The organism is Agrobacterium tumefaciens (assembly GCA_025559845.1).
Lineage (GTDB): Bacteria > Pseudomonadota > Alphaproteobacteria > Rhizobiales > Rhizobiaceae > Agrobacterium.
Window position 1 is genome coordinate 2,288,243 of the sequence record CP048469.1, and the last position, 12,572, is coordinate 2,300,814.

At 56.7% G+C, this 12,572-nt stretch carries 11 protein-coding genes and 1 tRNA gene; 5 read left to right on the forward strand and 7 right to left on the reverse strand.

Translation table 11 applies throughout. The annotated features are described in order from the left end of the window. The first annotated feature begins 105 nt into the window (after positions 1 to 105). Positions 106 to 1,365, forward strand: coding sequence for an AGE family epimerase/isomerase (locus tag FY156_11675; protein UXS02073.1), 1,260 nt, complete (start codon positions 106 to 108; stop codon positions 1,363 to 1,365). A gap of 24 nt (positions 1,366 to 1,389) precedes the next feature. On the opposite strand, the gene FY156_11680 is transcribed toward FY156_11675, so the two are convergent. Then, on the reverse strand, positions 1,390 to 1,950 hold the full coding sequence (locus FY156_11680) for a dual specificity protein phosphatase family protein (protein UXS02074.1): 561 nt from the start codon (positions 1,948 to 1,950) through the stop codon (positions 1,390 to 1,392). Between the two features lie 80 nt (positions 1,951 to 2,030). Beyond that, positions 2,031 to 2,483, reverse strand: a complete 453-nt coding sequence (locus FY156_11685) for a hypothetical protein (GenBank protein UXS02075.1) — start codon at positions 2,481 to 2,483, stop codon at positions 2,031 to 2,033. Positions 2,484 to 2,814: 331 nt separating this feature from the next. Here FY156_11685 and FY156_11690 point away from each other — a divergent pair, with 331 nt between their 5' ends. Together FY156_11690 and FY156_11695 are read left to right on the forward strand one after the other, a co-directional pair. After that, complete coding sequence (locus tag FY156_11690) at positions 2,815 to 3,444, forward strand: porin family protein (GenBank protein UXS02076.1); 630 nt, start codon at positions 2,815 to 2,817, stop codon at positions 3,442 to 3,444. A gap of 209 nt (positions 3,445 to 3,653) precedes the next feature. Continuing rightward, positions 3,654 to 4,004, forward strand: coding sequence for a hypothetical protein (locus FY156_11695; GenBank protein UXS02077.1), 351 nt, complete (start codon positions 3,654 to 3,656; stop codon positions 4,002 to 4,004). Positions 4,005 to 4,200: 196 nt separating this feature from the next. Here FY156_11695 and FY156_11700 read toward each other — a convergent pair. Further along, positions 4,201 to 4,276: transfer RNA gene (locus FY156_11700), tRNA-Ile, on the reverse strand. A gap of 178 nt (positions 4,277 to 4,454) precedes the next feature. On the opposite strand from FY156_11700, the gene FY156_11705 reads away from it, so the two are divergent. Continuing rightward, entirely contained in the window at positions 4,455 to 5,198 is a 744-nt protein-coding gene (locus FY156_11705; protein UXS02078.1) for an SIMPL domain-containing protein, read from the forward strand. 211 nt (positions 5,199 to 5,409) lie between these two features. On the opposite strand, the gene FY156_11710 is transcribed toward FY156_11705, so the two are convergent. Together FY156_11710 and FY156_11715 are read right to left on the reverse strand one after the other, a co-directional pair. Continuing rightward, a complete protein-coding gene (locus FY156_11710) occupies positions 5,410 to 5,742 on the reverse strand; it encodes a hypothetical protein (protein ID UXS02079.1) in 333 nt (110 codons plus the stop codon). 146 nt (positions 5,743 to 5,888) lie between these two features. Continuing rightward, the gene (locus tag FY156_11715; protein UXS02080.1) at positions 5,889 to 6,311 is read right to left on the reverse strand and encodes a YjbQ family protein; all 423 of its coding nucleotides are present in this window, start codon (positions 6,309 to 6,311) and stop codon (positions 5,889 to 5,891) included. 234 nt (positions 6,312 to 6,545) lie between these two features. On the opposite strand from FY156_11715, the gene FY156_11720 reads away from it, so the two are divergent. Next, a complete protein-coding gene (locus tag FY156_11720; protein UXS02081.1) occupies positions 6,546 to 9,101 on the forward strand; it encodes a GAF domain-containing protein in 2,556 nt (851 codons plus the stop codon). 6 nt (positions 9,102 to 9,107) lie between these two features. Here the strand turns inward: FY156_11720 and FY156_11725 are convergent, their stop codons facing one another. Together FY156_11725 and rpoD are read right to left on the reverse strand one after the other, a co-directional pair. Next, on the reverse strand, positions 9,108 to 10,049 hold the full coding sequence (locus tag FY156_11725) for a DUF930 domain-containing protein (GenBank protein UXS03126.1): 942 nt from the start codon (positions 10,047 to 10,049) through the stop codon (positions 9,108 to 9,110). Positions 10,050 to 10,219: 170 nt separating this feature from the next. Beyond that, complete coding sequence (rpoD, locus tag FY156_11730; protein ID UXS02082.1) at positions 10,220 to 12,274, reverse strand: RNA polymerase sigma factor RpoD; 2,055 nt, start codon at positions 12,272 to 12,274, stop codon at positions 10,220 to 10,222. Positions 12,275 to 12,572 lie beyond the last annotated feature (298 nt).

The window sequence follows — 12,572 nt, forward strand, 5'->3', positions numbered from 1 at the left end:
CTTCAATGCATAGGTATGGCTTTGCGTCGTTGCGGGAGACTACGAAATTTCCCGAACAGATGACAGGCTCATATGGCATGGATATAACCCGAAGCAGCAATCAGTATGGAGGACCGAATGCCTGAAGATGACCGCACGAACAACAACTGGAACACGTTGCCATGGCATCGCCAATGGCTGGTCAAGCAGGCAGAAGGGCTTTTCGATTTCTTCCAGTACCGCGCCATCAATCCGGCCGGAGGCTTTTTCGACCTCGACAGCAAAGGCGCACCGCTGCAACCGCAAAACCCGGTGCGCGGCATCCACGCTTCCGCACGAATGGTACATTGCTTCTCCATCGGCCATCTTCTCGGACGGCCCGGCTGCGGAGACATCATTGACCATGGAATGACCTATCTGTGGAACAATCACCGCGACAGCGAGCACGGTGGATACTTCTGGCAGACGGATGACAATGGTCCGGTCGATTCGACGAAGCAGGGTTACGGCCATGCGTTCGTGCTGTTGGCAGCCTCATCAGCCAAGACCGTTGAGCATCCACTGGCCGACCGCATGCTCCAGGACATTACCGAAATTCTCGAAACGAAGTTTTGGGAAGAAAAGCATGGGGCAATTGCCGAGGAGTTCAATCGCGACTGGTCGCCGATCGAGAATTATCGTGGGCAGAACTCCAACATGCATCTGACGGAAGCGCTGATGGCGGCCTACGAGGTCACCAGGGAGCGTTCTTACATCGAAAAAGCGGAAAAGATCGCAGATCTCATTATCCGTCGTCGCGCCGGTGAGCTGGATTTCCGTGTTCCAGAACACTTCGACGAGGACTGGACGCTCGACAAGAATTATCGCGGCAACGAGATGTTCCGCCCATCGGGATCGACGCCCGGGCATTGGCTCGAGTGGGCTCGTCTCCTGCTGCAACTGTGGGTGCTGGGTGAGCGCAAGCATGACTGGATGCCTGTCGCGGCAAAGTCTTTGTTTGTGCAGTCCATGGCGCTCGGCTGGGACCGGGAAAAAGGCGGCTTCTTTTACACGCTCGACTGGAACGACAATCCCGACAAGACGTCGAAGCTGTGGTGGCCGATGTGCGAGGCAGCGGGTGCAGCCCACTTCCTCAACGAAAACCTCCCGGCTGACGATTTTTACGAAGACAGCTATCGCCGCATCTGGAGCACGATTGCCAACAACTTCCTGGATCACGCACATGGCGGCTGGCACGAGGAACTGACCGAAAATCTTGTTCCAGCGAAGACATTGTTCCCCGGCAAGGGCGATATCTATCACGCCCTGCAGGCCTGCCTTATTCCGCTTTTCCCGGCAACGGGAAGTCTGACCAAGGTGATTGGGGAGAACGGCGGCTCATATTGAGCCGCCAGCCTCGGCAAACGAGGCTCAAAAGCCGAGCGTTTCCTCGAAATCATCCCATGACTGGTACATTTCGTAACGACCAATGCCGCGAATGGGCACATGGCCATAATAGGGCGAGAGCTGAAACTCTGCAGCAGCCTCGCTCTTTCCCGCGACGGCACCCACATAGATTGCCGACGCGAGGCCGGTGCGGTTTGCCCCATGCTCACAATGGATCAGGATCGGCTTGTCGGCATTGCGCATGACTGCGGCCAGCATTTCGGCATCATCCACCGACAGTTTCTCACTCGAACTCAGTGGATAATCGATTAGGCGAATACCGTTCTGTTTTGCCGCCGTGCTTTCCGCATCGTACCAGGCTTCACGCTTCTCATTGCGAAGATTGAGAATGGTCTTGATTCCATGCTTTTTGGCGTAGTCGGCAATGTCTTCACCACTTGGCTGCGCCGACCGGTAAAGCTCGCCCGGAATGACCTCATGGAAGTTTCCCGTCAGTTGGCCAATCCCCATATGCGCCCCGGCCAGAACCGGTACTGCAACCAGGACGACGGCCGAAACTTTCAAGAGCACTAGGAGAGAACGCACGACAACAACCCATCACTTTCATCAGATGCATGGCGGGATGCCATCACAAGCTGGCGAAAACAAGTCGAAATGAAAACGCCTCAGTCGAACTCCGCTGAATTGATTGTGACCCGCCAATTCAGCGTGCTCGCATCTACCCGCTCATTGTTGCGCAACCGGTAGGCCCGGCAGGTCGCAAAGCTTTCTCCAGGTTCTATCCGTTTGTCACTTGTCTGGTATGGATTGAAGGCGACGGAAACGCCGACGTCCTGTTCGAAACCTTCGAGCGTATAGGTCAGACGTTTGACCGCAACTCTGTTGTCGTTGCGAAAACTGACCTGAACAGGCAGGGCAGGATCAGTGCAGGTCGCATCAAAGGCGGCAGTCGCAACGATGTTCTCAAGCCGGTTGCCGCCGCGAAACCCGTCAAAAACAACGATCGCTGCAGTGACACCCCAAACCAGCCCCAGGCACAAAACGGCCGGCTTCAGGTATCTTGGAAAAGCGATCAGCGTAACCAGAAGAAGCGCGCTAAGAACGGCCGCAACAATCACGCCATCTCCCCCTGCCCCGAACAAATCTTCACGCGATCATACCTCCCATAAAACGCCGTATTCAACGCCGGCGAAAATCTTTGCCGCAAACTTATGATCGGTACTTGCGCTGTCAATACAACCAAGCGTGACAAGCACGGAACGTCTCCATACCCCACAGGCTTATCTGAAAACGGAACCAAATCGCATCCAAAAACGTTCGCGGCTCGATAAGAACGTAATGCGTGGGACAAAGCATCCGTTTTGCATGCCTTGGCGAGCGTATCTCGCACCCCATATTAAATACGCCTAATACATGATATAGAGGTTCGTCAGCTCAGGGAGACAAACAATGAAAACGCTGATCGCATCATCAATGTTCGCCTTGGCGGCAAGCATGGCAATGGCTGCCGACGCCGTTTACGAGACCCCCGCACCGCCTGTCGCGCAGGAAACTCTGCCGACATTCACCTGGTCTGGCCCCTACCTTGGTATTCAGGGCGGAGCAGGCTGGCTGAATGGTGATTTTTCGGCGGGTGGGCCCGTTGCCTCCGACAACTTCGATGGCGGCATCTTCGGCGCTTTCGCGGGCTATAACTACCAGTTCGACAACAATTTCGTCGTCGGCATCGAGGGTGATCTCGATTACAACTGGAACGACAACGACTACGGCGGCACGAAGGTTGGCACCGATTGGCAGGGCTCCGTACGCGGCCGCGTCGGTTACGCCTTCGATCACGCTCTGCTTTACGCGACCGCAGGCTGGACCGCGACGCGCGGCTTTGTTGAAACCCCAGTCGGCGACGACAATACCACGTTCAATGGTTACACCGTCGGAGCAGGTCTCGATTACGCCTTCACCGACAATATCTTCGCCAGGATCGAATATCGCTTCAACGACTACAGCGACAAGGATGTCTTCGGCATCAATACCGATCTTGACCAGCACACCGTCAAGGTGGGCCTTGGTGTGAAGTTCTGATCCGCCTGATGGCGCTCAAAAAAGCCCGGTTTTTACCGGGCTTTTTTCATGCGCGAACTGGCCATGGCGACCAGAACTGCAAGGCGTTCGGACCTCATGAAAAATGAAAACCAAACAACGAACCATTCACAAGCTGTTCAGAAGGTTCGTGCCATCATCCGGGCATAATGAGCCTCTATCTCCTGCAGCAGGCTTATGGAGTAGCCCTGATGAAAAAAGTAATTCTTTCGACCCTTGCTGCGCTTGTCGCCACCGGAAGCGTCCTCGTATCTTACGGACCGGTTGCTGCGCAGGAATACCGTCCACGTTATGACCGTGGCGGCCCTCCACCCCCGCCCTACCGCGAGCATCGTCGTCATAACGACGGCGCGGCTATCGCCGGTGGCCTGGCAGCCGGTGTGATCGGCGGCCTGATCGGTGGTGCAATCGTCAACAACAGCGGTCCTCGTTATTACGAGCCCCCACCACCGCCGCGTCCACGCTGCTGGTACGAAGATCGCCGCGTCCCGAATTCCTATGACGGCGGCTGGCATACGGAAACAATGCGCGTCTGTAACTGACCCGCAACATATCGACCGGTCAGCCCTCGGCTGGCCGGCTCTCCCTCTTCCCCAAATTTCCTGAACCGAGCACACGGCCGCAATAAAATTGCGGAGCGCTACCACATTGTTGCGCCTGCAAAAATCGGAACCAAACGCGCGTCTTCCCCAAAAAATGAGAGCCACGACGGCCTTATATCTGGTTCAGAAGACGAATTGGTGGGCCCGGAGGGACTCGAACCCCCAACCAAGCGGTTATGAGCCGCCGGCTCTAACCATTGAGCTACAGGCCCTTTCGGACTTAAGATCCGAAATACCGGGTTTCGCAATGGTTCGAAACCGGCGGTCACGCTCTAACGCATATTTCTTGAGCCGACAAGCCATTGATGATGGCGCAACAGCAGGTTGCCGTAATAGCTTCACAATCTCTGGCAATAGCTTGCACAGGGACACAATCAACGAGGAAACACCATGACGACAAGAACGGCCCGCCTTTTCGCCCTGACCGCTTTGACTGCAGCATCGGTTATGCCGCTTGCCAGTCATGCGTTTGCACAGGAGACGACAAAGAGCGAAGCAACGATCAGCGTTTCGGGTGAAGGCCAGTCCGCAGTCGCACCAGATATGGCGATCCTGAATTTCAGCGTTGTCAAACAGGCGGAGACCGCTGCCGTGGCTCTGACGGAAAACTCCAAGGCACTGTCGGAAGTGCTGAAAGCCCTGAAAGCCGCGTCGATCGAAGACCGTGATCTTCAGACCAGCAATTTTTCCGTCCAGCCGCTCTACAAGCACTTCGAGCCAAAGGACGGCGTCTACGTCGCTCCCGAAATCACCGGATATCAGGTCAGCAACGGATTGACGGTGCGCGTCCGCGATCTCAAGAAACTCGGCGAAATCCTCGACACCTCCGTCAAGCTCGGCATCAATCAGGGTGGCGATATCACCTTCACCAACGACAAGCCTGAAGCAACGGTGACGGAAGCCCGTAAACTGGCGGTGGCAGATGCGCTGGCGAAAGCCAAAACCTTGACGGAAGCAGCAGGCGTGAAGCTCGGCCGGGTCATCCAGATCACCGAAAACATGCAGCGCCCGATGCCTGTACCGCAGGGCGCAATGCGTGCATCGATGATGAAGGAGGCAGATAGCGTGCCGATCGCATCCGGCGAGAACAACTACAGCGTTGTCGTCAACGTCACTTTCGCCCTCGACCAATAAATCGAGACGACCGTAAAAAACTGAGCGAGGGATGAAGCCTGAAACGGCCTCATCCCTCGCTTCTTTTTTAAAAATCTTGCTCATCGTCCCGGCCTTGACGCCGCAAAAAGGAAACGCCCCGCCAGGCATTCAGCCAGACGGGGCGATCCATTTGATCCGCATCAGGGGGGACCGGGGATTTTCCGCGGATCAATTCTTCAAAGACGTCAGATTAACGGCGGATAACCGGGCAACCACGCTCATTGGCGAAGACAACGCGGTCACGACCATGACGGTCGAAGCCGGCAACCACGACGCGGCGCGGCGACATGTCAACCACACGTGCGCGACGAAGACCCATGCGGCTTGCCTTTTCTTCCGCAAGCCACGGCGAGCAGCCACGACGCGGGCCACCCCAACCATGACGACCGCCATCGCGGTGACCGTCGCGAACCTGGATACCGAACTGCACGTCCGGACCTGCCGAAGCCACTGAGGCCGTTGCAGAAATTCCGCCCAAGGCGATAAGGGCTGCCATACCGGCTTTAGCAAAAGTGCTGAACATGATTCACTCCGTTTCGCTTTTCCGCCGGCAGATCATCTGACCAGCGATTGAGAACACATTAGGGTCCGTCGCCTGAATGATTTCAGAACCGCACATTCAGCCAAGGTTCATGCTTGAGGCGAGATGGCAGGCTCCGCAAATCAGGCTTACGGAGAAAGGTGAAGGACGATTTCCCGACGGTGCGGGTGGTCGCGGTGCTCAAACAGGTAAAGCCCCTGCCAGGTTCCAAGGACCGGTTTTCCGTCGCTGACAGGAACGCTGATCGAGACGGCGGTCAGCGCTGCCTTGATATGCGCGGGCATGTCATCCGGCCCCTCAAGCGTATGGCTGACCCAGCCCATAGACGCATCGCTGGAGGGAGGAACGAGACGGTGGAAGAACACCTTGAGATCGCGCCTCACATCCGGGTCGGCATTCTCCTGTATCAGCAAAGAACAGGAGGTGTGCCGGACAAAGACCGTCAGCAACCCTTCACTCATGCCACTCTCGCGAACGAAGTGACGGGCCTCATCGGTAAACTCGTACAGACCCTGGCCATTTGTGGCGATGATCGTTTTCTTTTGGGGCACAATATTTCCTCTGGATGCCAGGAACAAAACACACGTTAAGGACGTTACATCGTGTTAGTCAGGGGTGAATGCCTGCGAGCACGTCTGCAACAGCGGCAAAAACGATCCGGCAGACCTCACGGTTGCATCGAAGGGGAAGGAATACAGACGCATATGGACGACACGACGCCCTCCCCTTTTGGATCGATCGGATTTTTGTATCCGGTAATGAGAACGGATGCGAAAGACTAACCTATGGCATCCACCGATTATCAGGTCGATCTCACAAACTGTGACAAAGAACCAATTCATATTCCCGGCTATATCCAGCCCCACGGCTGTCTGATCGCATTCGACAGCGCCATGCGTATCGCGTTGCGCCACTCCGAAAATTGCAGTGAAATGCTTGGCCTGGAAGGAGAGATCAACGGCAGGTCGGCAGATGACGTGCTCGGCGCAAAGCTGACGCATGATCTTCGAAACGCATTGACCGTGACGGGCAGATCCATTCGCCCATCCCTGCTCCCCGGTATAAAAACGGCCAACGGTCAGACGTTCGACATCGCGCTCCACAGGCACAAATCCGTGACCATCGTGGAGTTTGAACCATCGCGCTCGGAAGCCCAGCCCCTCGGCACTGCGCGAAAGATGGTGGATCGAATTCGCGAAGCCGACAGTGTCGACAGCCTCATTTCGAGGACGGCCAGATTGATAAAGGCGACTCTCGGCTACGACCGCGTGATGATCTACCGCTTTGAAGATGACGGCTCGGGAAAGGTCGTATCAGAGGCCAAACAGCCGGAACTGGAAAGCTTTCTCGGCCAATATTTCCCTGCCAGCGACATACCGCAGCAGGCCCGTACGCTGTACCTCAAGAACACGCTGCGCATTATCTCCGACGCACGCGGCATGCGCGTACCTGTTGTGCCCACACTCGATGCCTCCGGTGAACCGCTGGATCTTTCCTTTGCTCATCTTCGCAGCGTCTCGCCCATTCATTGCGAGTACCTGCGCAATATGGGTGTGGCAGCATCCATGTCCATTTCGGTGATCGTCGATGGGGCGCTCTGGGGGCTTATCGCTTGCCATCATTATTCACCGCGCGTCCTTTCGATGCCGGTCAGGATTGCTGCGGAAATGTTTGGAGAGTTTTTCTCCATGCACCTCCAGATCCTCAAGCAGAAGCGACGGCTGACGACGATCAGCCAGGCGCACAGTGCGCTCGACCGGTTCCTGCGCCTTGCCGCGCATCATTCCAATATCGAGGAATTGCTGGTCGACAGTTTTCAGGATTTTGCCGATCTGATGCCATGTGATGGCGTTGGCCTCTGGGTCAACGACAACTGGCATGGTCACGGCTCCGTTCCCCCGCATGATGCCATCCCTCGGCTTGCCCGGTTTATTGCCTCTACCGCTGAAAACAAGGTTTGGGCAACACACGCGCTGTCGCAGGTTATTCCCGAGGCAGAGACCTACGCGCCGATTGCCGCAGGCGTGCTGGCCATTCCCCTTTCCCAGGTCAAAAACGATTATCTGCTGTTTTTCCGCAAGGAGATTGTCCAGACCCTGAACTGGGCGGGCAACCCGGAAAAATCCTATGAGACAGGCCCGATGGGCGACCGTCTCACCCCGCGCAAGAGCTTTGCGATCTGGAAGGAAACCGTCAGCCTGCAGGCGCAGCCCTGGTCGGAATCGGACCGGGAAATTGCCGAGGCAGCGCGTATCGCGCTGGTCGAAGTCGCGTTCCAGCACAGCGAACTGATGGCGGGTGAACGCGACCGGGCAGAAGTCCGTCAGCGAATGCTGAACGAAGAACTCAACCACCGCGTCAAGAACATCCTGGCCATCATCAAATCGCTTGTCGGCAATCCTTCTCAGGAAGGCAAGACGCTGCAGGAATACGTCACGGCACTGAAGGGCCGCATTCAGGCGCTTTCCTTCGCCCATGATCAGATCATTCGCGGTGAAGGCGGCGGGTCGCTTCGTGATCTCCTGGAGGCGGAACTGTCGCCTCACCGGTCGCCGTTGACAGATGTGATGCTCACCGGTCCCGAAGTCACGCTCGATTCACGCGCTTTCTCCGTCATGGCGCTCGTCCTGCACGAACTGGCGACAAATGCCGCCAAATATGGCGCGCTTTCTCCGCAAAACAGCAACCGGCTGGAGGTCAGTTGGGAGCTCGACACCAGCCATGATTGCCGTCTTGTGTGGCGGGAAACCCTTGCCGGCCCCTTGGCGACACCGTCACGTGCCGGTTTTGGCACCGCCCTGATCAGCCGTAGCATACCCTACGATCTTGGCGGCCGCAGTACGCTGCACTATCGCCCCGACGGGCTTGAGGCAGAAATGGTTTTGCCGGCCCGCCATGTGTCCTTGAAATTCTCTTCACTGCCCCAATCGACAAAGGGCGATATGTCCGGTGCAAGAAAGACTTATGACCGGGAGGAACCGTTGAAAATCTTGCTCGTAGAAGACCAGATGCTGATCGCCATGGATGTTGAGAGCATGCTCGAAAACAATGGCATCGAACGCATTGAAACCGCCACGTCCTCGGCCATGGCGATTGAGAAGCTCAAAGCCTATCTGCCCGATATCGCGATCCTCGATATCAACCTTGGCTCGGACACCTCAATTCCGGTTGCGCGGGAACTGCACAAACGTGGAATTCCCTTCATGTTCGCAACGGGTTATGCCGATGGCGTGATGGTGCCTGAAGAGTTTTCTCATGCTCCGATCATCCGAAAGCCCTATGATGAAGACGCCCTGATGTCCGGTATCGGCCTTCTGGTTGAGAGTGTGGAGCGGGCTTGAGCGCAATCAGCGCAGGGTCGAAAAACCGCGCTTTTTGGCGTCGGGCTCCGAAAGCTCATTGCCGATCTTGAAGCGGAAGGCCGTGACCGCGTAATTGTCCATGTCCACTTCGCACTGGAACGAGATATCGTGCCATTTGCTGCCGACGTTGAAAGCGCCGCCCGTGGCATCGAGCTTGTTTCCTGAAATCAGGCCACCCGTATCGGAATAGGCAACGATCCCTTCGATCGGAAATCCCGCATTCTGAACCTGCGCTATCGCCTCGCTGCGACATAGCTGGACTATTCGGCGTCGCGGTGGCAATTCACCGAAGATCTGCCGGCGCTGATCTCGCGTCAGCATCGCGGACGACAACAGGCTTTCTGCGGCAGGAAGCGCGTCAGAATTTCCTTTTGCCGCCTCGGCAGCAGGTTTTTCTTCGGCTGGTTTCGGTTGCGGTACTGGTGGCTTGTCTGGTGGAGCAGCCTCGTTCGGCGTCAGTGACGCCACGATCTCCCCATCGTCCGCCTGTGCGGCAAGATTGCTCTCTTCGGCTTCCTGTGCTGCCGCGTCCTGCTGTTTGGCTGTCGGCTCAGGCTGGCTGTCCGGTTCGCCCCCTGCAGTATTTGGCTCCTCAGCAGTCGATGTCTTTTCCTTCTCTTCCGTCTTACCAGGCTTGTCGACGGGATCGAGCTGCGTCATCTCGGGCCTGACGGCGATAGAAGGCTGCATCGCTGGCGCGGGCGGCGTGGGTGCAGGCGGTGGCGGAGGAGGATAATCCTTGGCCTGCTCTTCTGCAGGCGGCTTCGGCTCTTCGGGCTTTTTTTCTTCGTCGGCCTTCGGTTCTTCAGGAGGCGGCACGAGATCGACGCTGATGCTTTCCGGTTCCTGCGGTTCGGCCATCCGTTCAGGCAGTTGAAAAAAGAACGCACCAACGACAAGCAGATGCAGCAGCACGGAGGCCGGTATTGCCCACCCTCCTACGCGCCTTTTGCTTGCGGGCACAGTCTCTTGCATCGCTCACGTCCAAATCCAGTACGGCTCTACACATAAGCCTTGTCACGAAGTTCGCCAGTGCGCGAAACAAAAAACCCGGCCAGACAATCTGACCGGGTTCAATTTTACGAGAAGCGTAACGCTTAGCTGTCCAGGAAGCTGCGCAGCTTTCTGGAGCGGCTCGGATGCTTCAGCTTGCGCAGCGCCTTCGCCTCGATCTGACGGATACGTTCGCGCGTCACCGAGAACTGCTGGCCAACTTCTTCGAGCGTGTGGTCGGTGTTCATACCGATACCGAAGCGCATGCGCAGAACGCGCTCTTCACGCGGCGTCAGCGACGCCAGAACGCGGGTCGTCGTTTCACGCAGGTTGGCCTGGATAGCCGCATCGATCGGCAGAAGCGCGTTCTTGTCCTCGATGAAATCGCCGAGATGCGAATCTTCTTCGTCACCCACAGGCGTTTCGAGCGAGATCGGCTCCTTGGCGATCTTCAGAACCTTGCGCACCTTCTCAAGCGGCATGGCCAGCTTTTCAGCCAGTTCTTCCGGCGTCGGCTCACGACCGATCTCGTGCAGCATCTGGCGCGATGTACGAACGATCTTGTTGATCGTTTCGATCATGTGCACCGGAATACGGATCGTGCGCGCCTGGTCGGCAATCGAACGGGTGATCGCCTGACGAATCCACCATGTCGCATAGGTCGAGAACTTGTAACCACGACGGTATTCGAACTTGTCCACCGCCTTCATCAGGCCGATGTTGCCTTCCTGGATGAGATCGAGGAACTGCAGACCACGGTTGGTGTACTTCTTGGCGATCGAGATCACGAGGCGGAGGTTGGCCTCTACCATTTCCTTCTTGGCGATACGGGCTTCGCGTTCACCCTTCTGCACCATGGAAACGATACGACGGAACTCGGCGATCGAAATGCCGGTTTCAGTCGACAGGTTCTGGATCTCCTGACGGATCTCGCGGATCGTGTTGCTTTCTTCGCGGGCGAATTCTTTCCAGCCGCGAGCAGCGAGGTTGGTAATCGACTTCATCCAGTTCGGATCAAGTTCGGCACCGTGATACTGCTCGAGGAAGCTGTCACGCTTCACGCCGTAGGACTCGGCCAGACGCAACAGGCGGCCTTCGTTCTGCATCAGACGCTTGGAAATGTCGTAGAGCTGCTCAACGAGCGAATCGATACGGTTCTGGTTCAGCGACAACGACTTAACCGCCGTGATAAGCTGATCCTTCAGTTCCTTGTAGCGGCGCTCCTGACCGGAAGACAGCGTGCCCGTGCAAGCCAGACGTGCTTCAACCTGCTGATCCTGAAGCTTGCGCAGCTTCTTATAGGTATCGGCAATGGTATCCAGCGTTTCCATGACCTGCGGGCGCAGTTCCGCTTCCATCGCGGCCAGCGACAGGTTCGACTCGTCGTCGTCTTCTTCTTCCTCTTCAGGCGGAAGACCGTCGCCACCGACGTCAGTCACATCCTCATCACCGGAAGGCGCACGCAACTTGCGCGTCTTTTCCTTCTCTTCAGCCGCCTTGCGGTCGGCTTCGATCTTTTCCGGGCTCTGGAACTGCGGTGCTGCCTTGGCTTCCGGACCGGAATAGGTCGTTTCGAGATCGATGATCTCACGCAGCAGCGTCGTGCCTTCGTTCAACTCGTCACGCCAGATAATCAGCGCCTGGAACGTCAGCGGGCTTTCGCAAAGGCCCGAAATCATCGTCTCGCGGCCGGCCTCAATGCGCTTTGCGATGGCGATTTCGCCTTCGCGCGACAGAAGCTCAACAGAACCCATTTCACGCAGGTACATGCGCACCGGATCGTCGGTACGGTCGGTCGGTTCTTTTTTCTTGGCCGTTGCAAGTGCGGTGCCACCGGAAGGCGCGAGTTCGCCGCCCTCGGAATCATCGCTGTCGGAATCGTCGTCGCTGTCGTTGCCGCCAGCTTCTTCCGCTTCTTCATCCTCGATAACGTTGATGCCCATATCGGACAGCATTGCCATCGTGTCTTCGATCTGTTCGGACGTCACCTCTTCCGAGGGCAGGACGGAGTTCAACTCGTCCATGGTCACATAGCCGCGCTTCTTGGCGGCCTTGATCATCTTCTTGACCGCGTCATCCGAAAGATCGAGAAGCGGACCATCCGTCGCACCGTCGCGTTCGTTTTCTGCTTCTTCGTTTTCTTTGACTTTGGTTGCCATCTATCTCGTCGCTTTCCCTGACGCTAACACCTGCTTCGCCGCTGCGCCGTCTGCCCGTGGGGCATTCGACTGTTTGCCGCGAATCACTGTCAAACACCTAACGGAGTGATCTTTAATTGCCGATTAACCACGGCAGCCGCTGGCAGAATGCAAAGACAGTGCATCTGGAAATGCTTGCTCATGCAATTTCGATCCACCAAGGCCCAATCCATCTTATTTTCCTGAAACGGTGATTCCCGCTATTTTTCGCCCCGTCAAGCCTCTGAGGGCAAGACAGGCACGGAAATTCCGAAAAAGG